Below are 22,018 nucleotides of genomic sequence, written 5' to 3'. Positions count from 1 at the left end.
TTGACCCCCCTGAAATTCTTCGGAGCAGTCCCATGAGCGAGATCCCCGGCGACCTCAAATTCCTCAAGTCCCACGAATGGGCGCGCGTTGAAGGCAACGGCCGCGTCACCATCGGCATTTCCGACCACGCCCAAGGCCTGCTTGGCGACCTGGTCTACGTCGAGCTGCCCGAAGTTGGCGCCGAAGCAAAATCGGGCGAGGCGATCGCGGTGGTCGAGTCGGTCAAGGCGGCTTCCGACGTGTACAGCCCGGTCTCCGGCACGGTGGTCGAGGTCAATTCGGCGCTGGCCGACAAGCCGGAAACCATCAACGAAGACGCCTACGGCGACGGCTGGCTCTGCGTGATCGAGCTGTCCAACAAGGAGGAGGTCAACGACCTGCTGGACCCGGACGACTACGCCGAACTGCTCGAGGAAGAGGACAACTGATCCTCGCCTGCCTGGAAAGACGGCCGCCCTGTGCGGCCGTTTTTTTTTGCCTGCGCGCGGCATCGTCCGGTTGCCGACGTCCAACGCGTTATCCGTGCGTGATGGATGGCGACGCCGTCGATGGTCGCATCGACGTGCATCGACCCCCATCGCGCGGGTCATGGATGCACGCAACCGGCACGAACCTGGCGTCCACCACCGCCCAAAAGTTTGCGCAGTTCTGCAAATCCGGACGCAAAAAGCGTTCGCGGATGTGAAAAGTTTTTGCCCCTGTTTTGTTCCCGTGCGGGAAGCCGTTGCGATGCCGTCAGCGCAATCGCCGGTTGCGGGCTGCAGCGCGGGTGCATCTGCAGTGCAGTTTGCGAAAGTGCTTCTTTTAAGTGTTTTTCTTTCTACGCATCGCCGTTCGGATGGATGCGTGCACGCAAACAACGACCGTCGAAGGGGTGTCGCCGAGCGCTTGCGGAGGGTCCAGGCGAGGTGCGCCGGAGGGCATCCATGTGAAATTTTTTCGCGGGGGTTGTTGACAGTGAAAAAAAGCGTGATTAGGTTTCGCCCAGCAGACCTTGCCTGCCAAACGAGTGAGCCGAATCGACATCCAGTCGCGAAGCACAACCAGAACATCCGCCGCGCGTCCCAAGACGGTGGAGTCGGCTTCGCTACCTCCGGTGAAATGCAAGGGCACCCCGCATTCGATACCTGCCTGGCATCCTGTGGCAGGTATCTCCGTATCCGTCACGACGCGCTGGACGCGACGGCGGTCCCCGCACGGCAGTAACGGCGGGTTTGCTTTACCTGGGCGTTTCAACTCCATAGATCACTGACGAGGAGCCAATCCCATGGCAACCAAGAAAGCTGCGAAGAAAAAGCCGGCCGCCAAGAAGGCCGTGAAGAAGGTCGCCAAGAAGGCGGCTGCCAAGAAGGCCGTGAAGAAGGTAGCCAAGAAGGCGGCTGCCAAGAAGACGGTAAAGAAGGCAGCCAAGAAGGCGACTGCCCGCAAGGCAGTGAAGAAGACGGCAAAGAAGGCGGTCCGCAAGGTCGCCAAGAAGGCCGCCGCCAAGAAGACCGCAAAGAAGGCAGTGAAGAAGACTGCCAAGAAGGCCGTCCGCAAGGTAGCCAAGAAAGCGGCCGCCAAGAAGACCGCCAAGAAGGCCGTCCGCAAGGTAGCCAAGAAGGCGGCTGCCAAGAAGACTGCCAAGAAGGCCGTCCGCAAGGTCGCCAAGAAGGCCACTGCCAAGAAGGCCACCGCGCGCAAGCCGGCCGCCAAGAAGGCATCGGCCAAGAAGGCAGTGAAGAAGGTCGCCAAGCGCAAGCCGGCGGTCCGCAAGAAGAAGGCTGCACCGGTCGCCCTGCCGGCAACCCCGGCACCGCTGATCTGATCCATTCCCGATAGCCGTACCTGAAACCCCTTCCCGGCGCCCAGCGGGAGGGGGTTTTTTTTTGCTGCGCAAAAAAAATCCCCCGCCCGCGAGGGATCAACGAACGTTGATCCCGACGGTAGCGCCGACTGTCAGTCGGCCCAGGCGGTGTCGGAGCCGGCCAGCGGCCGGCCCTACAAAAAAAGAGGCGACCCAAAGGCCGCCTCTCTTCGACACGATGAACCTGCCGGGCAGCTACCGCGGCGACGCCACCGCCCGATCCGACGACACGCCCTTGCGCTTGGCCGGCGTGCTGTCTTCGGTCATCAGGTTGTCGCTGCCGAAGTCGGTGTCCACGTCCAGCCAGCGCTGCGCGGGCAGGCCCATGGCCGCGTCGAGCACGGTCGGCAGCAGGCCGCTGGGCAGGCTGCTTTCGCCGTTCCACATGATGGCGATGCCCAGGTCGCGTTCGGGTACCAGCGCCACCAGGCCGCGATACCCCTGCACGGCACCGGCATGGAAGATCACTTCATGCCCGGCGTAATCGAAGTTGCGCCAGCCCAGCGCGTAGCCGGCCGAGTGCAGGCGCTCGCGACGCCAGCCCGAGCGCATCTCGCCCGGGGTGTTGATCAGGGTCGAGTGCAGCGTGGCCAACAGCGGCGCCGGCAGCACGTCGGGGCGGTGCCCGGTGTGGGCCAGCAGCCACTGCGCCATGTCGCTGGCACTGGCGTTGACGCCTGCAGCGGGAGCGAGGCGGTAGTAGGTCGGCTTCGGGCTCAGCGACACCCAGCCGTTGCGGCTGCGCACGTGCGGGCGCGCCCAGCGCGAGCTGGCCTGGATGCCGGCCAGGCCCAGGCTGGCATCGTCCATGCCCAGCGGCTTGAACAGGCGGCGTTCCACCGATTGCTCGTAGAAGCTGCCCGAGGCGGCGTACACCACGTCGCCGATCAGGCTGAAGGCCACGTTCTGGTACGCGTAGCAGTCGCCCGGCTGGCACTTGAGCGAGGTCGAGGCCAGCTTGTGGGTGAGCGTGTAGTACTCGGCGTTCGCTTCCACGTCGCGGTCGTAGGCGTTGTACGGCAGGCCGACACGGTGGCTGAGCAGATCGGCCACGGTCAGGCGCTCGGTCGCCTCGGGCGTGCTGAGCTGGAAGCCGGGCACGTAGTCGGTGACCTTGCTGTCCCAGCGCAGCGTGCCGTCGTTGACCAGCAGGCCGGCCATGGTGCCGGCGAACGCCTTGGACAGCGATGCAAGCCGGAACACGGTGTGCGCATCGACCATCTGCGGGTTGTTGACGTCGGTGACGCCATAACCGCGCGCGCTGAGCACGCGGCCGCCCTGCACGATGGCCACGGCCATGCCTGGTACGCGCTCGCCATAGGTAAGCTGCTGGGCCATGGATTCAATGTTGGCCACGTTGAACCCGGCGGCCGGCGGCAGCACCTTCGGATTGGTCGTGGTGGCCCGATACGCCGCAGGCTGGGTGTGCGGAATGGCGGAGGCGGCGTTGTTCTCGATGTTGACGGGGAACGCGGCCGGTGTCGCACTGGGTGTCTGTGCGGTGGACGACATGGCGATGGGCATGAGCATGCCCAGCAACCCGGTTGCCGCCGAACGGATCGGTCGGCGCCTGCTGTTCTCTTTCATCGTTTGGGGCCCGTGCGCAACTGCTGGCACCGATTCTAGCGCTGCTTTTCCTGATTGCACAAACGAAGCGAAGATGAATGCGTATCGCATTGAAAAGGCCCAGTTTTTGCATCGAATGGGAGGGTCGTCGTCGACGCCCTGTTCAGGTGGCCGGGACCGGGGCCCCCAGCCAGCGCGCGGCGCGTTCGGCGATCATCATCGTGGGGGCGTTGGTGTTGCCGCTGACCAGGCTGGGCATGACCGAGGCGTCCACCACGCGCAGGCCCTGCACGCCCCGCACGCGCAGCTGCGGATCGACCACGGCGTCGGCATGCTGGCCCATCGCGCAGGTACCCACCGGGTGATAGATGGTCTCGGCCTTGGCGCGGATGAAGGCGTCCAGGGCGGCATCGTCCAGGTCGTCGCGGGCCGGGAAGATCGGCGCACCGCGCCAGCGGTCAAACGCCGGCTGGGCCAGGATCTGCTGCGACATGCGCACGCAGGCCTTCATCATGGCCAGGTCGTGCCCCTCCGGATCACCCAGGTAGTTGGCCTCGATCCGCGGCGCGGAGGCGGGGTCGGCATCGCGCAGCAGGATCCGCCCCCGGCTGCGCGGGTGCAGCGCGCAGGCATGCAGGGTGTAACCGTCGCCCGGCAGGCGGTGGCGCCCATGGTCGTCCAGCATGGCCGGCACGAAGTGGAACTGCACGTCTGCACCGTCGCCCTGCGCCAGCGGCGAGCGGGCGAAGCCGCCGGCCTCGGCGATGTTGCTGGTGCCGGCGCCACGACGTCCGCGCAGGAAGTAGTCGAAGGCGATGCGCGCCTGGTTGCTGCGGTCGTAGCTGACACCCGGCTGGGTGTGCACCAGCGTGCAGATATCCAGGTGGTCCTGCAGGTTGCCGCCCACCCCGGGCAGGTCGACCCGGGTACTGATGCCGTGCGCGCGCAGCTGCCGGTGCGGGCCGATGCCGGAGAGCATCAGCAGGTGCGGGGAGTGGATCGCGCCGGCGCTGAGGACCACCTCGGCGGCCGCATGCGCATGACGGTGCGCACCCCGGTGGCGGAAGTACACGCCGTTGGCGGTGTCGCCCTGGAAGCTCAGGGCGCGGGCACGGGCACCGGTGAGCACGGTGAGGTTGCGCCGGCCGCGCGCGGGGCGCAGGTAGGCGGTGGCGCTGGAGCAGCGCACGCCGTCGCGCTGGGTGACCTGGTACAGGCCAACGCCGAGCTGGTGCGCACCGTTGAAGTCGTCGTTGCGTGCGTGCCCGGCCTGCACGGCGGCCTCCAGGAACGCATCGGAGAGCGGGTTGTGGTGGCGCAGGTCGGACACCGACAGCAGGCCGGCATCGCCGTGCCAAGGCCCGGCGCCGCGGCTGTTGGCCTCGCCGTGCAGGAACCAGGGCAGCACGTGCGACCAGTCCCAACCGGTGGCGCCGGCGGCGGCCCAGCCGTCGTAGTCGGCCGCCACGCCACGCACGTAGCACATGGCGTTGATGGCGCTGGAGCCACCCAGCACCTTGCCGCGCGGCCACCACAGCCGCCGGCCATCAAGTGCCGGCTCCGGTTCGGTGTAGAGGTTCCAGTTGATGCGGCGGTTGTTGACCAGCCGCGCCAATCCGGCGGGCATGTGGATGAACGGGTTGCGGTCGCGCGGCCCGGCTTCGAGCAGCAGCACGCGGCAGTGCGGGTCGGCGCTGAGCCGGTTGGCCAGCACGCAACCGGCCGAGCCGGCGCCGACGATGATGTAGTCGTACATGTCCGTTCCCCAACGGTGATGGCACGAGCATAAGCCAGTCGCCCCCTAGCGATGTTGCGGTGCATCGTTTACCGTGCGCGCTTTGCTGCCCGGAATCGCCACGATGCTGCCGCTGCCACGCCGCCTGTGCGGGACCTGCGCGCCATGAATGCCCCGGACCCGAGCGCGCCCGCGCAGCCCGGCCTGCGCGCAGCGCTGCGCCAGTCGCCGCCGCTGTTCTGGGCCTGCGTGTATTTCTTCTGCCTGCTCAGCGGCTATTACGTGCTGCGCCCGGTGCGCGAGGCGATGGCGGCATCGGCCGACCTGCAGACGGTGTTCCCGCCGGCGCTGATCGCGTGGTTCGATGGCCATGGCATCGCGCTGCAGGACTTCGTGCTGCAGGTACTGTTCACCTGCGTGTTCGTGATCATGGTGGTGCTGCAGCCGCTGTACGGGGCGCTGGTCAGCCGCTACCCGCGCCGGGTGTTCCTGCCGGCGGTGTACGGCTTCTTCATCGTGACGCTGCTGGGCTTCTACCTGCTGTTCGACAGCGGGGTGCCGGGGCGGGGCATGCTGTTCTTCTTCTGGACGACGGTGTTCAACCTGTTCGCGGTGGCGGTGTTCTGGAGCTTCATGGCCGATGTGTTCTCGAACGTGCAGGCGCGGGCGTTCTACGGCTACATCGGGGCGGCCGGCACGATCGGCGCGTTCCTGGGCCCGACGCTGACCTCGACACTGGTGCAGCGGGTGGGCATCGCGAACCTGATGCTGGTCTCGGCCGGCTTCCTCAGCGTGTGCCTGTTCTGCATCTGGCGGCTGCGGTTGTGGGCGGTGGCACGCGAGCAGGAGCTGCAGCTGGCCTCGGGCGAGGCGCCGATGGGCGGCGGGGTGCTGGACGGCCTGAAGCTGATCGCGCGCGAGCCGCTGCTGCGCTGGCTGGCAGTGATGGTGGTCTTCGGGGTGGGCATCGGCACGCTGCTGTACAACGAGCAGGCCTCGATCGTGCGCCGGCTGTACACGGACCCGGCGGCGAGCACGGCGTTCTATTCGCGGGTGGACCTGGCGATCAACGCGCTGACGCTGATCCTGCAGCTGGGGCTGACGCGCTGGCTGCTGTCGCGCTTCGGCATCGCGCCGGCGCTGCTGATCCCGGGGTTTGCGATCATCATCGGCTTCTCGGTTCTGGCCGCCTCGCCGCTGCCGATACTGGTGGCGGTGGTGCAGGTGATGACGCGGGCCAGCGAGTTCTCGCTGGCCAAGCCGGCCCGCGAGACGATCTTCACCCGGGTGGACCGGCAGTGGCGCTACAAGGCGGGCGCGGCCATCGACACGGTGGTGTACCGCGGTGGCGACCTGACCTTCGCATGGGTGCACAAGGGGCTGTCGCTGTTCGGCTCGCATGCGGTGTTCGCCGGCGGGCTGGTGGTGGCGGGCATCATGACGGCGGCGGCGTTCGGGCTGCTGCGCGAAGAAAAGAAGCTGCCGGTCGAGCGGCCGGAGTAAGCTGTTTCCAATTCGTTCGAGGTTTGCGCATGTACTGGACCGCACTGATCCTGACCCTGGTGGTCGCGCTGCTGCACGTGTACTTCCTGGTCCTGGAAATGTTCCTGTGGACGCGCCCGCTGGGCCTGAAGACGTTCCGCAACACGCCGGAGAAGGCGGAGCTCACCCGCGTCTTGGCGGCCAACCAGGGCCTCTACAACGGCTTCCTGGCCGCGGGCCTGTTCTGGGGCCTGTTCGACCACCTGCCGATGCTGGTGAACTTCATGCTGGGCTGCGTGATCGTGGCCGGGTGCTATGGCGCCTACAGCGTCAACAAGCGGATCTTTTTCATCCAGGCCCTGCCTGCGATTCTGGCGGTGATTGCCTGGCAGTTCGTGCCGGCCTGACTCGCCCTGCGGTAGGTGCCGACCGTTGGTCGGTGCGATGTTCGCGGAGAGCCAACAGCCGAGACCTGCGAACGTGCTCGCGCTGGGCCGGCGGGTGTGGGTTTGCGGGACACGCCGCAAGTACGTCCATTTAGGCTCGTTCGCGCCATCCATGGCGCTCTACGGTCCCGCAAACCCACCCCCGCCGACCCTCGACAGTGGATTGGTGGCCAAGGAAGATCAACGGCCGCGCGGATCATTTTTCATGCGTTACCGGGCGTTGGTGCGTTCCGTGCGTTCGTTCGGGAACCGAACCTACCAACGGCACCGCGTAGGGACATGCCATGCGTGTCCGCTTCTGCCAGCCGCACGCGACCCACTGTCGGGGCTACCCGACGGCCAAGCCGCTCTTCGCGCACAAACTCAACCGCGCTTGACCGGCGACACCCACATATCGATCCGCGCTTCGAACACCATCGTTCCGGCGGTATCACGCACCTGCACGTTCACCGGCAGCGCATAGCCCGCTTCGGCACTGACAATCGCCTGCGCAGGCGTGGCGACTGCACGCTGGGTGCCGGTTGCCTTGGCGAGGTACTTCACCTCCATGCCCTTGGGGATCCAGCGCATGCCCTTGGGCAGCGAGGCGTCGACCATCAGGCCGGCGGTGAGCTCGGCCAGGTTGCACAGCGCGATCGCGTGGACGGTGCCGATGTGGTTGGTGACCCGGCGCCGATGCGCGATGTGGCCTTCGCAGCGGCCCGGTTCGAGCACGGTGATGCGCGGGGCGATGCTGGCGAAGTAGGGGGCCTTGAAGCAGACCGCGCGCGAGAACAGCCATTGGCCGGCGGGCCAGCGCTGCATGCGGCGGTAGAGGGTCAAGAGGGGGGCGGACATCAGCAGGTCTCCCGGAAAGCGGCTGCGAGGAAGGCAATGAAAAACGGCGGACCGAAGTCCGCCGTTCTGGGGTGTATCGAGGCTCGCGTTATGCCGCTTCCTGCGACTGCGCGTCCTTGCGTTCGCGGTCGTAGTAGCTGGCCGAACGCAGTTCGTGCGGCTCGAAGTCGTCCACCGTGATGGTGTCCATGGTCAGCGTGCGCAGCTCTTCCAGCAGCGTGCGCTCGTCCTGGGTGATCACCCCTTCGGACACCGCTTCGTCGAGCTGTGCGTTGAAGTCCAGTGCTTCGATGCCCTTGGTCTTGAGCGCCTTGAGGAACTTGCGCTCCACCGGCTCGGCCATGATCGCCTTGGACAGGTAGCTGTTGATGCGGCCACCCGGGTTGTTCTCGCACGGGGTCAGGAACACGCCACTGGCGAGGCGGTCGCGCGCTTCGTTCGGCGCCATCAGCAGCGCCGCCACGCGGTGACCCAGACGGTCGCCCGGGGCTTCGGCACGGCGGCCGAACGGGAAGATCAGCAGCCACATCAGCCAGCCGATCGGGCGGATCGGGAAGTTGCGCAGCGCGGCGGAGAGCGATTCCTCGATCTTGTGCACGCTGTCATGGAACGCCCAGGCGAGCAGCGGCTGGTCAGCCACCGGCGCGCCTTCGTCGTGGTAGCGCTTGAGCATGGCGCTGGTCATGTACACGTGGCTCAGCACGTCGCCCAGGCGGCCCGACAGCGATTCCTTGAACTTCAGCTTGCCGCCGAGGGTCATCATCGAGATGTCGGCCATCAGCGCCAGGTTGGCCGAATAGCGGTCCAGCTTGCGGAAGTAGCGGCGGGTGTAGGCATCGCCCGGGGCGGCGCCGAAACGCGCGCCGGTCAGGCCCAGCCAGAACGAACGCACCGCGTTGGAGATGCCGAAGCGGATGTGCCCGAACAGGCTGCGGTCGAAGGACTGCAGGCCGGCCTTGGTATCCGGATCCTGCGCCGCCTTCATTTCCTGCAGCACCCACGGGTGGCAGAGGATCGCACCCTGGCCGAAGATCAGCAGGCTGCGGGTCATGATGTTGGCGCCTTCCACCGTGATCGCGATCGGCGCGGCCTGCCAGCTGCGGCCGGCGAAGTTGCGCGGCCCCAGGATGATGCCCTTGCCGCCGATCACGTCCATCACGTCCGAGATCACTTCACGGCTCATGGTGGTGCAGTGGTACTTGGCGATGGCCGACGGCACCGACGGCACGTCGCCGCGATCCACCGCCGCAGCGGTGGCCTGGCACAGCGCGCTGATCGCATAGGCCTTGCCGCCGATCCGGGCCAGCGCCTCTTCCACGCCTTCGAAGCGGCCGACCGACAGGCCGAACTGCTTGCGGATGCGCGCATAGGCACCGGTGACCACTGCACCGGCCTTGGCACCGCCACTGGCGGTGGAGGGCAGGGTGATCGAGCGGCCCACGGCCAGGCACTCGTTGAGCATGTTCCAGCCCTTGCCGGCCTTCTCGGCACCGCCGATCAGCTGGGTGAGCGGAATGAAGACATCCTTGCCGCGGATCGGACCGTTCTGGAAGGTCGAGTTCAGCGGGAAGTGGCGACGGCCGATCTCGACGCCGGCGGTGTCGCGCGGCAGCAGGCCCAAGGTGATGCCGATGTCGCGGGTCGGGCCGATCAGGCCGTCCGGGTCGTACATGCGGAACGCCATGCCGATCAGCGTCGCGACCGGGGCCAGGGTGATGTAGCGCTTGTCGAAGGTGAGCTTGACGCCGAGCACCTGCTCGCCGTTCCACTCGCCCTTGCAGACGATGCCGTAATCGGGAATCGAGGTCGCGTCCGAACCAGCGAACGGACCGGTCAGGCCGAAGCACGGCACTTCACGGCCGTCGGCCAGGCGCGGCAGGTACTGGTCCTTCTGTTCCTGGGTGCCGTAATGCACCAGCAGTTCGCCCGGGCCCAGCGAGTTGGGCACGCCGACGGTGGAGCTGACCACGCTCGACACCGACGCCAGCTTCTGGATCACCTTGTGGTGGGCCAGCGCGCTAAAGCCCAGGCCGCCGTATTCCTTCGGGATGATCATGCCAAAGAACTTGTTCTTCTTGATGAACGCCCACAGCTCCGGCGGCAGGTCGGCGTAGACGTGGGTGATCTCCCAGTCGTTGACCATCGCGCACAGTTCTTCCACCGGGCCATCCAGGAAGGCCTGTTCCTCGGCGGTGAGCTGCGGCTTGGGATAGTTGAGCAGCTTGTTCCAGTCCGGGTCGCCGGTGAACAGCTCACCTTCGAAACCGACCGAACCGGTTTCCAGCGCGATGCGCTCGGTCTGCGACAGCGGCGGCAGCACCTTGCGGAACACCTTCATCATCGGCGCGGTCAGCAGCGGCTTGCGGATGAACGGCAGCAGCAGCGGCACGGCAATGACGGCGACGATCGCCGCAGCCACGATCGTGGCGGTCTGGTTGACATAGGGGACGAACCAGCAGGCCGCCAGCAGCACCAGGCTGACGAGCGTCCAGGTGATCAGCCGCATCCGGTGGTAGGCGACGATGGCGCCTGCCAGCAGGATGGCGAGGAAGGGAACGACAATGCTCATGAGCGTGCTCCGGTGACGTGCTCGGTTGTGGCGGACTGTGCCACGGCGGAGGCCGAGGGCAACACGTCCAGATAGTCCAACACAGTAGCGGTAAAGGCGTTGTTGTCGTCGCCGGCGACCATATGCGTGGCCTCCGGCAGCTGCACGTGGCGCGCGTGCGGCACCAACGCCAGGAATTCGGCCACCGTTTGCGGGGTGACCAACGTGCTGCGCCCGCCGCTGACCAGCAGCACCGGGCATTTCACCTGGCGCGCTGCGTCTGCAAGCGCGTCCTGGTGCTGTTCGCTGTCGCGCGCCAGTTCGGCGACCAGCCGCGGGTCCCAATGCCAGCGCCAGCGGCCGTGGCCATCCTCGCGCAGCAGGGCGCGCAGCGACTCCTCCGACTTGCGCGGGCGGTGCGGCAGATAGGCCGAGATCACATCGGCCGCCTGTTCCAGTGAAGCGAATCCTTCCGGATGCGCGGTCATGAACATCAGGATCTTTTCGACCCCGGCGGTGTCCCAGCGCGGGGTGATGTCCACCAGCACCATCGCCGAGAACAGGCCCGGCCAGCGCGCTTCGGCGAGCAGGCCGAACAGACCGCCCATCGACGCGGCCACCAGGATCGGCGGCTGCGGTTGTTCGCCGGCCAGCACGATCAGGTCATCGGCAAACTGTTCGCCGTGATAGGCGAGGGTGGCCGGGTTCCAGTCCGAGTCGCCATGGCCGCGTGCATCGTAGGCGAGCGTCTGGTAGCCGGCGGCCGCCAGCGACTGCGCGGTGGCAGTCCAGGCGTGCCGGGTCTGGCCGAAACCATGGGCGAACAGTACGGTGCCGCGGCGCCCGGGGGCCGAGCGGGTTGCCGCCAGTACGGCGTCGTGCGCGGCGATGAGGCGCTCGTCGGTGGGGGCGGATGGGCGGGAGGCGGGAGTTACCATACTTGCTAGTATGGACCTGGCGTCTGGCATGTCAATACTCTCTAGTATGGTTGGTATCCCAAGCGGCCACGCACCGCGTGGCTCCATGTGGTGCGGCCCGACAGCGCAGGGTTTTCCGGCCGCGGTTTCGGGCAATTCCACACAAACCGACCCCGGCGTATGGTTAAATCAGCGCATGAATGAACCTGAAGCTTCCGCCGGCGAGCCCCGAGCCGGCCGCAACAGCCGCCTGAGCGCGGAAGACTGGGCGCAGGCCGCCTTGGATCTCATCGCTGAACAGGGTGTCGGCGCGGTCGCGGTGGAGCCGCTGGCCAGGCGCCTGGGGGTGACCAAGGGCAGCTTCTACTGGCATTTCCCTTCGCGCGATGCGCTGCTGCAGGCCGCATTGGAGCGCTGGGAGCTGTTCGAACAGGAGCAGGTGTTCGGCAGCCTGGAAGACGTGCCGGATCCGCGTGCGCGCCTGCGCCAGCTGTTCCAGGTAGTGGCGCACGAAGTGCAGCCGCACATCATCTACAGCGAACTGCTCAAGGCACTGGACCACCCGATGGTGCGCCCGGTGATCGACCGCGTCTCGCACCGTCGCCTGGAGTATCTGGTGGCTTCGTTCCGCCAGGCCGGATTGAGCCGTACCGATGCGCAGCATCGCGCACGCCTGGCGTATGCCGCGTACGTGGGCTTCCTGCAGCTGTCGCTGCAGCTGCAGCAGCCCAAGCCGGCGCGCGAGGATTTCGAAGCGTATGTGGAGCATGTGATCGAGACGCTGATCCCGATCGGTTGAGCGCATTGTGCAGGTAAGGAAAAGGCCGCGGAATGCGGCCTTTTTCATGCCTGGAGAAAAATGACGCCGGAGGCAGCGCCGGCACAAAAGACAACGGCCCCTTTCGGGGCCGTTGCTGCATCAGGTACCGATCAGTGGATCGATCAGAACTTCTGCTTGTACTGCATGTAGTAGTAGCGGCCCGGCAGGTCGTACTGCGGGTCGAACATGTTGTACGACACCTGGTACGACACCGGCGGATCCTTGTCCCACACGTTGTTCAGACCCAGCATGACGGTGCCGTTCCACGGGGTGTTGTAGCGGAACTGGATGTCATGATAGGTGGTCGCACCGATGTGGTTGGTGCCGTTGTCGCCATCCGAGCAGTAACCGAAGACATCGGTATCGGACGGATCGAACGGGCAATCTTCGGTCATGCCCGACTTGTAGCGCACGCCGTAGTTGACGCCGAAGTCGCCGTACGACCAATCCAGGTACGCGTTGCCGCGGATGCGCCAGTACGGATCCTGGTCCAGGTAGTTACCCTGGCGACCGTCGACGTCTGCGTCTGCGGTAGCCTTGGTTTCCCACTTGCTCAGGTAGGTGGCATCGACCGTGAAGGTGAACTGGCCGAAGCTGGTTTCCGGCAGACGGTACTGCACGCCCAGGTCCCAGCCTTCCACATTGTAGGAAGACAGGTTCTGCAGCGGCATGCGCACGTCGACGATGGCGCCGTTCTGCGCGGCGGTGCCGTAGTTCGGGTCACGCGTGATCAGACCGCAGTACGTTGCCTGCTGCTGCGGGGTGCCGCCGTAGCAGTACGACATGATGTCGTTGATCGCCGGGCGGGTGATCGCGTTTTCGACTTCGATCTGCCACCAGTCCAGGGTGACATTCAGGCCGGTCACGAAGCTCGGGCTGAACACCAGGCCCAGCGTCTTGCTGGTCGAGGTTTCCGGCTTCAGATCCGGGTTCGAGGTCCAGGTGAACGCTTCCGGGGTCTGCTTGTTGGCGCCGCTGCCGGCGCCCGGCTGCACGAAGCCGGCCGGAACGCCCTGGTCGGCACACTGCTGTGCCACGCCGCCGACACGCAGGCCGTTGGTGCTGGAGCACGGATCGGCGTAGGTTTCGAACGAATCGGCATCACCGGCGAACAGGTCGTTGATGCTCGGCGCGCGGAAGCCTTCCGAGTAGTTACCACGGATCATCAGTTCGTCGATCGGCTTCCAGCGGAAACCGAACTTGTTGTTGGTGGTGTTGCCGAAGTTGCTGAACTTCGAGTAGCGGGTGGCCGCACTGAAGTCGAGCAGCTTGGCGCCCGGCAGGTCAGCCAGCACCGGGATCGACAGTTCCAGGTAGAACTCGTCCAGATCGTACGAACCCTTGGTCGGCTTGGCGCCATTGCCGGTGCTCAGGCCAGCGGCGATGAAGGCGTCCGGGTCGAACTGGCCGCTTTCCTTGCGGTATTCGTAACCGGCTGCGAAGGCCAGGTCACCGGCCGGCAGCGGAACGATGGTGCCGGAGATGTTGGCGTAGTAGCCCTTCGACTCGAGGGTCGAGGAGTCATGCGCGGTGAAGGCGGTGTAGTCGATCGCAGCCTGCGAGATCGAACCTTCCGGACCCAGCGGGTTGACCGGGACGCAGCCCGGAATGATCGTGCCGGTAGCGCCGGTGTTGGTCACGCAGACCGGGTTGCCGGTGAGCGGGTCGATACGCGACGGACCATAGGCCAGGGCCAGGTTGGTCTTGTTGAACAGGCCGTAGGTCAGCACATTCTCGTCGGTCTTGTCGTAGCGGTAACCGGCATCCCAATCGAAGGTGCGGTCAGCGAACTCGAAGAAGCCTTCGAAGCCACCATAGAAGTGCCAGTTCTTGACGTTCTGGTTGAACGAACGGCCGCCGGTTTCATTGAAACGACGGTTCACGCCGGTCAGGTTGACGCCATACGGGTTGTACATGCTCTGCGCGCTGAGCGTCTGGCTGGTCACCGGCATGGCGGCCAGCAGCTGCTCGGACTTACGCTCGTTGTACAGCGCTTCGGCCTTGAACGTCACGTTGTCGGTGATGTTGTAGGAGCCGGTGGTGAACAGCGAGGTACGTTCCTGCGGGGTCAGCAGGTAGTTGTCCGGCGAGGTGTTGTACCCGTGGATGTTCGGGTCGAACACGGTTTCCACGCCATTGATAATGACGTAGCGGGTGCCGCCGCGGATGTACGAGCCGGGGATGCCGGTGCTGCTCTGGCCGCTGAAGAACGGCGGGCCACCGGCGGAGATCGCGCGGTCGCCGGCCATGACCGAGCCTTCCTTGACGTAGGAAGCGCCCATCATCACCGACGCGCGGTCGGTGGTGGTGCCCAGGGTGAAGTCATAGGCTTCGCGCTCGCCGTCGCCGGCGCTGTACTGGCCCTTGTAGACGTTCGCTTCAGCCCCGTCGAAATCCTTCTTCAGGATGATGTTCACCACGCCGGCAATGGCGTCCGAACCGTAGATCGTCGAAGCGCCATCCTTCAGGATGTCGATGCGCTCGACCATCGCGGTCGGGATGGTGTTCAGGTCGACGCTGCCGGTGATGCCGGTGGTCCAACGGCGGCCGTTGACCAGCACCAGGGTACGCTGGCTGCCCAGGTTGCGCAGGCTGATGCCGGAGGTGCCGTCACCGCCGTTGTTGAAGGTACGGTTCAGTGCGGCGCCGCTGGCGGAGACGCGCTGCAGGATGTCGGCGACCGAGGTCACGCCCTGCTTGTCGATGTCCGCGCGGGTCAGGCTCAGCACCGGCTGCGAGGTCTCGATGTCGGTGCTCTTGATGCGCGAACCGGTGACCGAGATGCGGTCCAGGTTGGTCGTATTGGCGGCTTCCTGCGCCTGCGCGGTGGCGGTGCCGGCCGCGACGACCAGTGCAACGACCACTGCATCACGCAGCTTGTTGGACTTAAAGTTCATTGCTCTCTCTCTCCAAGGGAATCTTGGGTATTCACTGGGGTGTTTGCCTCAGGCGGTGCCAATAGAGAGCACCAAAGACCACAAGGCTGACTCGATAGTAACTGCCGCTTCGAAAGAATTAAAGTAGCGTTAATGAAGTCTGTGATCTGTGTGAAATTCGGCAAAGTCCTTGTGGATCAAGGCCCTTGAGAGGGTTACAAGCGTCAAATGGCTCATTTGTTAACAAATTGTTAGCAAAATAGTTGCAGTTGTTTTGTCACGCTCTGTATCAGGTTGGCGTGTTCAGTGACCTCAACCGGGGCGCTGGAACGACAAAGGCGCGCCAATGGCGCGCCTTTTCTGGTCTTCCCGGGTCATCGAAACCTGGACTCAGAGGTCCTGCTCGTACCGCACGTAGGGCACGGTGCCCTCATCGGTGCTCTCGTTGCGTGGGGCGAACGGGTTCTTGCCGCGGGTGATCACGTTTTCGGCACCCACGGTGAGCTGGCCGCTCCACGGGGTACGCCAGGTCAGGCCCACGCCCAGGCCTTCCCACTTGCCGGGCTGGCCGGGCACGTCGACCACGCGGCCGATGATGTTGCCGCTGAAGTTGCCGTAGCCGGCACCCAGGGTGAGGCTCTTGCTGTCCCAGCGGTCCACCAGGGCCGGGGACACGTCTGACAGCGGTACCAGGCGCGCCTTGGCGTAGGTGCCGCCAATGGAGACGAAGCCTTCGCGGCCGATGTTCTTCTGGCCGAACACGGTCAGGTCGTTCTGCTCGGCGCGCAGCGCCGGCGATTTGTTCGGGCCGGCCAGCCAGGCGGGCAGGGTGTCCTTGCCGGTGCCGGCGGTGATGCCGACGCGACCACCCGGGCGGTTGAACGCGGCGGTGCCGGTGACGCGGCGGCTCAGCGCGTTGTCCTCCTCGTCACCCAGGCTGGCCAGCATGCAGTGGCTGGCCAGCCCGCTGATGCTGGTGCCGCGGCTGCTGTTGCAGAGCAGGCCAAGCGAATCGCCCGAGGACAGCCCGAAAGCGGCATCCAGCGAACTGCGCCCGAAGTGCCAGCGGGCGCCGGCAGCCTGTTCCCCGGTGGGTTCCAGGTAAAGCAGGGCTTCGACCTTGCCGCTGCCCTTGTTCCAGACCGGAATCACCGTGCTGTCCTGGCGCGCCTTGGACTGCGCATAGGCGCCCGGGATCGCGGCGAGGGCGATCATCAGGGCCAGCGGTAGACGCAAAAGGGCGCGCATGGGAATTCTCAGACAGCGGTGATGAGCACAAGTTCCCGCCGAAGCGGGACACTGATCCTAGGGCGTTTATGAATTCTTAACAAGTCTTGGTTCTCCCCAGAACAAAACTCGCGCGGCCATTACTGAAGCCGTTCAGGTGCCGGTGAGGAAACAACGGCGTCGCGGAACAGTATGTCGAATTCCGTCAACGGAAAGTGATACTCCCGTCCGCAGAATTCGCAACGGATGTCCACGGACCCCGTGGGCTCGGCGGCCGCCCGGGCTTCCACTTCGCCCAGCGACTGCAGCATGCCCTCCACCCGTTCGCGCGAGCAGGAGCAGGCAAAGCGGAGCGGGCGCTCGCCCAACAGCTCGGGGGCCTGTTCATGGAACAACCGGTGCAGCAGCTCATTGCCGGCCACGTCCAGCAGTTCCTGCTTGCCCAGCGTCTCGAACAGCGCACTGGCCCGGGACCAGCCGTCGGTATCGCCCTCGTCGCCGGGCAGCTTCTGCAGCAGCAGGCCGGCGGCACGGTCGCCATCGGCGGCCAGCAGCAGGCGCGTGGGAAGCTGTTCGGACTGGCGGAAGTAGTCTTCGAAGGCCTCGTCCAGTCCGGATGCGCCCAGGCCGACCAGGCTCTGGTAGCGCTGTGGTTCGCGCGGGTCCAGCCCGGGGTTTTCAATGGTGATGGCCAGCAGCGCGTCCTCGCCCAGTGCGGTCAGGTCGCGCGGGGCATCGCCTTCGCCGGACAGCTGGACGATGCCGCGCAGGGTGCCGGCGGCGGTGCATTCGGCAAACAGCGTGCGCATGGCGGTGTTGCTGCGCAGCTGGATCGACAGCCGGCCGTCCACCTTGGTGTGGCCGGTGAACAGCGCCGAGGCCACGGTGGCTTCACCCAGCAGCTCGGCCGCGGCCGGCGGGTAGGTGCCGTGGGAGAGGATCTGCTGCCAGCTGGCGTCAAGGTGCACGTGCACGCCGCGCACGCCGGCATCGGGAAGCAGGAAACGGATGAGGGAATCGGTCTGGGCGGTCATCGGGTCGGTGGCTGCGCTTAAGTAATGAGGGCGTGTTGCCGGATAATGCGCCGACAACCGTGCAAGCAGAGGATGCACCACTAATGGGGGCAGAGCGCAGCAACCACAAGGCCGAACCGGGCCTGGAACCGACCCGCCGGCGCCGCTGGCGCTGGAAACACCTGCTGTGGCTTCCGGTGCTGTTCGTGGCCGGCAGCGTGCTGCAGGTGGCCGTGCTGCGCTTCATCGACCCGCCGCTGTCGACGGTGATGCTGTGGCGCTATGGCGAGGCGCTGGGCCAGGGCGACTGGAGCTACCGGCTGCATTACCAGTGGCGCGACCTCGACCAGATGGCACCGAGCCTGCCCATCTCGCTGGTCGCGGCCGAAGACCAGCGCTTTCCCGAACACAATGGCTTCGACCTGCAGGCCATTGAAAAGGCGCGCGACCACAATGCCCGCGGCGGGCGCCTGCGCGGCGCCAGCACCATCAGCCAGCAGGTCGCCAAGAACCTGTTCCTGTGGCAGGGCCGCAGCTGGATCCGCAAGGGGCTGGAGGCCTGGTACACGCTGCTGATCGAAACGCTGTGGCCGAAGTCGCGGATCCTGGAGATGTACGCCAACATCGCCGAGTTCGGTGATGGCATTTACGGTGCGCAGGCGGCATCCAGGCAGTTCTGGAACAAGGACGCGGCGCGGCTGTCGCCGGCCGAAAGCGCAAAGCTGGCGGCCGTGTTGCCGGCTCCGCGCCGGTACAACGCCGCACGCCCCGGCCCGTACGTGCAGCGACGCGCCGCTTGGATCCAGCGACAGGCGCGGCAGCTCGGCGGCGGCGCCTACCTGAAGGATGAGTGAGCCATGACAACTGAACGCCTTACCCTGGTCATCGCGGCCCACAACGAAGCGCTGGCGCTGCCCCTGCTGCAGCCGCGCCTGCGCGCGGTCCTGGATGGACTGGAGGGCGTCGAGGGGCGGATCGTGTACGTCGACGATGGCAGCACCGATGCCACCTGGCAGGTGATGCAGGAACTGGCCTCAGCCGACAGCTGCGTGGGCGTGCTGCGCCTGTCGCGCAACTTCGGCAAGGAGGCGGCATTGACGGCCGGACTGGACTTCGTGGACGGCGGCGCGGTGATGATCCTCGATGCCGATGGCCAGGACCCGCCCGAGCTCATTCCGGAATTCGTGGCGCTGTGGCGGCAGGGCTATGACAACGTGTACGGCACCCGCCAGGCGCGCGACGGCGAAAGCTGGCTCAAGCGCAGTACGGCGGCGGCGTTCTACCGGGTGATCGGGCGGCTCTCGAGGATCCCGATTCCAGCCGATACCGGCGATTTCCGCCTGCTGTCACCGCGCGCGCTGCAGGCGCTGGGTCAGCTGCGTGAACGCCACCGGTTCATGAAAGGATTGTTCGGCTGGGTCGGCTTCCGCCGCGTTGCGTTGCCGTATCACCGGCATGCGCGGATGGTGGGCGACAGCAAGTTCGGGTTGTGGAAGCTGTGGAACTTCGCACTGGAAGGCATCACCAGCTTTTCCACCGTACCGCTGCGGGCGGCGACCTACCTGGGAATGGCCACGGCAGGCGTGGCATTCCTGTTTGGCGGATGGGTGGTGCTGAAGGCGGCGCTTTACGGCGATCGGGTAGCCGGCTACCCCACGATGATGGCGGTGATCCTGTTCCTTGGCGGGGTGCAGCTGATCGCGCTGGGCCTGATCGGGGAGTACCTGGGCCGGCTGTACGAGGAATCCAAGCAGCGGCCGTTGTACGTGGTTGACACCTGGCATGCACCGTTCGTGGCAGACTCGGGCGTGCATCCCATCGGTGGAGAGCAGCGAGATGACCACGGTACGACAGCTGTTGGAAGGCAAGTCCCCTGAGGTGTTCGCGGTAGGCCCGGAATCGGCGGTGATCGACGCGATCCGGTTGATGGCCGACAAGGGCATCGGCGCGGTTTTGGTGATGGACGGCCGCAGCCTGGTCGGCATCCTGTCCGAACGCGATTACGCACGCAAGATCGTGCTGCATGACCGCTCTTCGAGGTCGACGAAGGTCAGCGACATCATGACCGCCAAGGTAGTAACGGTGGCGCCGTCCGAGCAGGTTGAACACTGCCTGCAACTGGTCACCGACTACCGCATCCGCCACTTGCCGGTGGTGGACAGCGGCGGCGTGATCGGCGTGATCTCCATCGGCGACCTGGTGAAATCGGTGATCGACGAACAGGCCCAGAAGCTGGACCAGCTGCAGCAGTACATCGTCGCGGGCTGACCTGACTGCGGTTATTTTCAATCGAAGAGCAGCGCTTTTATTTTCCCGAGCAGGGCGGCCGACGGGCAGCCCTCTACGGGACACGCCGTGAACCCCTCCATGGGGGCTTGGCAAAAACATCCATGTTTTTGACAGTCCCTACGAGGGCTGCCCGCCGGCCACCCCCGAGGGTTGGTCGTGCGCGGAAACGAAGAGCAGCCACGCAGCGCGTGGCTATTTACTTCGCGTACCGGCCGCCACAATTCGAATCTTCACCCGGCCCGGTTTCAATCGTGGCCAGCAGCGCGGCAGGCGGGGCAATGCTGCCCAGCGTGAGCGCGATGGCACCACGCAGCCCGAGCGCCTTGAAGTCCGGCCGGAACGACGGATCCTTGAACGTGCCGCCGATGCGCAGCGGCGAACGCAGTGCCAGGATGCTGATGTCCTTCGGACGGGGGCGCAGCAGCAGGTCGAGCTTTTCCTGCTTCAGGTCCACCGTGCCTTCTCCAAGGATCAGCGTATCGGTGGTATCAAACGCCAGTTGCTGCGAGGTCATCAGGCCCTGCTTCACGCCGAAATCGCCCCACGCGCAGCGCAACGGAATCTGCTTGTCGCCGGTGAACAGGAACTTCAGCGATTCGGCCACGTCCAGGCCGGCCAGTTCCATGATCAGGTTGCCGACATGGCCGCGGCCGATGCCCACCGCAACAGCGCCATCGGAGCTTCCCAGCATGGATGCGATCGAGTTGCCGTTGCCGCTGAGGTTGATCTCACCACTGATGCCACCGGAGGCCTGCTCGGCCAGTTTCGCGTCGGGGAACAGCCCGCCCAGCTGCACCTTGCGGATGCTGGCCTTGAGCTGGGTGGCAATGGTCGGCTTGCGTGCATCCATGCGGATGGTGCTGCGGATGTCGCCGCCGGCGACGCCGAAGTTGAGCGGCTCCAGTCGCAGCAGGCCGTCGTCCAGCTTCAGGTGCGCATCCATGTCGTCCAGCGGCAGCGCGGGGGAGTTGATGCGCTGCGCCTTCCAGTGCACATCGGCATCCATCGCGCGGAGCTTGCTGAGGTCGTAGGGCGTATCCGGAAGCACGCGCGCCTTCACTGCGAGTGCGGCGGCCTTGGCCTTCTGTTCGGCATTGGCCGATTCGCCGGCGCCGGTCTTGGGCGGGGCGCCGACGAAGCCGGCAAGGTCATCGAAGTCCAGGCGCTTGGAAACAAGCTCGGCTTTGAGGAAGGGGCGGTCGCCACTGACGTCGATCTGCGCGCTACCGCCCAGGTCGCTGTCGCCGGCGACACCGGTGAAGTTCTCGTACCGCCAGACATCGTTGTTGCGCTTGAGGCGGCCTTTCAGGCGATACGGCGGGGTGGAGGGGATGGCCAGGCCGATCAGTGGATACAGGTCTTCCATGTCCTGGCCGCTCAGCGCGAAATCAAGATCGAAGGTGCGCAGCGCGAACGGGTTGGTCAGGGTGCCGCTGGCGATGGCGTGGGTACTGCCGGCACGGCCATCCAGATGGATGCGGAACGGATGCTCGCTGTTGGTCAGTTCCAACGGCGATTCGGTGTTGCCCGCCAGCGTGAACGGATTACCCTGCCAGCGGCCCTTGCCGCTGACCAGCAGCGGCGGTGCGCTGTCGGCATTGCGTGGTTTGCCGCTGGTGATCGCGACCAGGATGTCCGTTTTACCGGCGGCATCGAGGAATTTCAGGCGCCCATCGTCAACCAGCAGTCGCTGCAGCACCGGCGGTTCGCCATCGCTGGGGCCAAGAAAATCCCAGTTGCCGGGCTGGTCCTTGCCAGGCGCGGTTTCCAGCAGCAGATCGGGGCGGGTCAGGCGGATTTCCGGAATGCGGACCTGCCCGCGCAGCAGGGGCCAGGCGCGAAGATCGATTTCAGCACGGTCGGCGCTCGCCATCCGTGGGGTCTTGGACCATTCGGCATTGGCGAACGTCAGGCCATCGGCGCGCACGGTAAGGGTGCGCCCGAGATCGACATCCAGATTGCCGCCAATATGGAATTCGCGGCCGGTCTTGGCCTGCACGGCGCGCTCGACGGGGCCTTTGAACCAGTTCCAGTCCCACAGCGCGATCACCAGCAGGATCAGCGCGAAAAGGAAAACCAGCACCGCCAGCCAGCGCTGCCCGCGCTTGCCCGGTCGGCGAAAACGCCAGCGTGAGCGGGAGGATGGCGCAACGGGCGTAGGAGCGGGAACGGTATTCACCCGCCCATCCTTGCCCGTTCATCGTGCAGGCAACGCGAAGCATTGGTAAGGATCGCGTCAGTGTGGCGCCAAAAGCAAAGCCAGAGCCAAAGCCAAAGCCGAGGCCAAAGCGCGTGCTGTTCACTTTTACGAGCTGGGGCGGGCGGGGGTATGCCATTGCGGGACACGCCGTAAACCCATCCATGGGGGCTCGTTCGCGCCATCCATGGCGCTCTACGGTCCCGCAATGGCATACCA

Annotated in this window: 17 protein-coding genes; 8 read left to right on the top strand and 9 right to left on the bottom strand. The window is 65.7% G+C overall.

The features are described from left to right. Nucleotides 1–32 precede the first annotated feature (32 nt). Together gcvH and ACQG3P_RS08055 are read left to right on the top strand one after the other, a co-directional pair. On the top strand, nt 33–428 hold the full coding sequence (gene gcvH, locus ACQG3P_RS08060) for a glycine cleavage system protein GcvH (RefSeq protein WP_068853708.1): 396 nt from the start codon (nt 33–35) through the stop codon (nt 426–428). An 839-nt stretch (nt 429–1,267) separates the two neighbouring features. Then, nucleotides 1,268–1,807 carry a histone gene (locus tag ACQG3P_RS08055; RefSeq protein ID WP_068853707.1) on the top strand — a complete coding sequence of 180 codons (540 nt, stop codon included), beginning with the start codon at nt 1,268–1,270 and terminating at the stop codon, nt 1,805–1,807. Between the two features lie 234 nt (nt 1,808–2,041). On the opposite strand, the gene ACQG3P_RS08050 is transcribed toward ACQG3P_RS08055, so the two are convergent. Further along, nucleotides 2,042–3,433, bottom strand: a complete 1,392-nt coding sequence (locus ACQG3P_RS08050; protein ID WP_426804726.1) for a serine hydrolase domain-containing protein — start codon at nt 3,431–3,433, stop codon at nt 2,042–2,044. Between the two features lie 142 nt (nt 3,434–3,575). After that, nucleotides 3,576–5,168 (bottom strand): GMC family oxidoreductase, encoded by a 1,593-nt coding sequence (locus ACQG3P_RS08045; protein WP_426804725.1) that lies wholly within the window; start codon nt 5,166–5,168, stop codon nt 3,576–3,578. 144 nt (nt 5,169–5,312) lie between these two features. On the opposite strand from ACQG3P_RS08045, the gene ACQG3P_RS08040 reads away from it, so the two are divergent. Both ACQG3P_RS08040 and ACQG3P_RS08035 read left to right on the top strand, forming a co-directional pair. Then, nucleotides 5,313–6,650 (top strand): NTP/NDP exchange transporter, encoded by a 1,338-nt coding sequence (locus tag ACQG3P_RS08040; protein ID WP_217537415.1) that lies wholly within the window; start codon nt 5,313–5,315, stop codon nt 6,648–6,650. Between the two features lie 29 nt (nt 6,651–6,679). After that, on the top strand, nt 6,680–7,036 hold the full coding sequence (locus tag ACQG3P_RS08035; protein ID WP_210130873.1) for a DUF1304 domain-containing protein: 357 nt from the start codon (nt 6,680–6,682) through the stop codon (nt 7,034–7,036). A 402-nt stretch (nt 7,037–7,438) separates the two neighbouring features. Here the strand turns inward: ACQG3P_RS08035 and ACQG3P_RS08030 are convergent, their stop codons facing one another. From ACQG3P_RS08030 to ACQG3P_RS08020, 3 genes are all read right to left on the bottom strand, one after another. Beyond that, nucleotides 7,439–7,912, bottom strand: coding sequence for a hotdog fold domain-containing protein (locus ACQG3P_RS08030; RefSeq protein WP_426804724.1), 474 nt, complete (start codon nt 7,910–7,912; stop codon nt 7,439–7,441). An 88-nt stretch (nt 7,913–8,000) separates the two neighbouring features. Continuing rightward, nucleotides 8,001–10,481 carry an acyl-CoA dehydrogenase gene (locus ACQG3P_RS08025; protein ID WP_426804723.1) on the bottom strand — a complete coding sequence of 827 codons (2,481 nt, stop codon included), beginning with the start codon at nt 10,479–10,481 and terminating at the stop codon, nt 8,001–8,003. After that, nucleotides 10,478–11,398 (bottom strand): alpha/beta fold hydrolase, encoded by a 921-nt coding sequence (locus ACQG3P_RS08020; protein WP_426804722.1) that lies wholly within the window; start codon nt 11,396–11,398, stop codon nt 10,478–10,480. The genes ACQG3P_RS08025 and ACQG3P_RS08020 overlap by 4 nt, the downstream gene beginning before the upstream one ends. A 175-nt stretch (nt 11,399–11,573) precedes the next feature. Here ACQG3P_RS08020 and ACQG3P_RS08015 point away from each other — a divergent pair, with 175 nt between their 5' ends. Beyond that, nucleotides 11,574–12,176, top strand: a complete 603-nt coding sequence (locus ACQG3P_RS08015) for a TetR/AcrR family transcriptional regulator (RefSeq protein ID WP_068853700.1) — start codon at nt 11,574–11,576, stop codon at nt 12,174–12,176. A 143-nt stretch (nt 12,177–12,319) separates the two neighbouring features. On the opposite strand, the gene ACQG3P_RS08010 is transcribed toward ACQG3P_RS08015, so the two are convergent. The 3 genes from ACQG3P_RS08010 to ACQG3P_RS08000 form a co-directional block, all read right to left on the bottom strand. Further along, nucleotides 12,320–15,094, bottom strand: coding sequence for a TonB-dependent receptor (locus ACQG3P_RS08010; protein WP_426804721.1), 2,775 nt, complete (start codon nt 15,092–15,094; stop codon nt 12,320–12,322). 369 nt (nt 15,095–15,463) lie between these two features. Further along, nucleotides 15,464–16,288, bottom strand: a complete 825-nt coding sequence (locus tag ACQG3P_RS08005; protein ID WP_426804737.1) for a hypothetical protein — start codon at nt 16,286–16,288, stop codon at nt 15,464–15,466. 152 nt (nt 16,289–16,440) lie between these two features. Further along, complete coding sequence (locus ACQG3P_RS08000; RefSeq protein ID WP_093532826.1) at nt 16,441–17,334, bottom strand: Hsp33 family molecular chaperone HslO; 894 nt, start codon at nt 17,332–17,334, stop codon at nt 16,441–16,443. An 83-nt stretch (nt 17,335–17,417) separates the two neighbouring features. On the opposite strand from ACQG3P_RS08000, the gene mtgA reads away from it, so the two are divergent. From mtgA to ACQG3P_RS07985, 3 genes are read left to right on the top strand one after another with little or no spacing between them, the layout of a single operon-like run. Next, a complete protein-coding gene (gene mtgA, locus ACQG3P_RS07995; protein WP_093532827.1) occupies nt 17,418–18,167 on the top strand; it encodes a monofunctional biosynthetic peptidoglycan transglycosylase in 750 nt (249 codons plus the stop codon). A 3-nt stretch (nt 18,168–18,170) separates the two neighbouring features. Continuing rightward, nucleotides 18,171–19,190, top strand: a complete 1,020-nt coding sequence (locus ACQG3P_RS07990; RefSeq protein WP_426804720.1) for a glycosyltransferase family 2 protein — start codon at nt 18,171–18,173, stop codon at nt 19,188–19,190. After that, nucleotides 19,150–19,581: a CBS domain-containing protein gene (locus ACQG3P_RS07985; protein WP_095364327.1), complete on the top strand. Its 432-nt coding sequence runs from the start codon at nt 19,150–19,152 to the stop codon at nt 19,579–19,581. The genes ACQG3P_RS07990 and ACQG3P_RS07985 overlap by 41 nt, the downstream gene beginning before the upstream one ends. A gap of 217 nt (nt 19,582–19,798) precedes the next feature. Here ACQG3P_RS07985 and ACQG3P_RS07980 read toward each other — a convergent pair whose 3' ends face one another. Continuing rightward, complete coding sequence (locus tag ACQG3P_RS07980) at nt 19,799–21,781, bottom strand: AsmA family protein (RefSeq protein ID WP_426804719.1); 1,983 nt, start codon at nt 21,779–21,781, stop codon at nt 19,799–19,801. Between the last annotated feature and the right edge of the window lie 237 nt (nt 21,782–22,018).

The sequence above is a fragment of the Stenotrophomonas sp. SrG genome (assembly GCF_050031795.1).
GTDB lineage: Bacteria > Pseudomonadota > Gammaproteobacteria > Xanthomonadales > Xanthomonadaceae > Stenotrophomonas > Stenotrophomonas rhizophila_A.
This window is presented reverse-complemented; position numbering and strand designations above follow the sequence as displayed.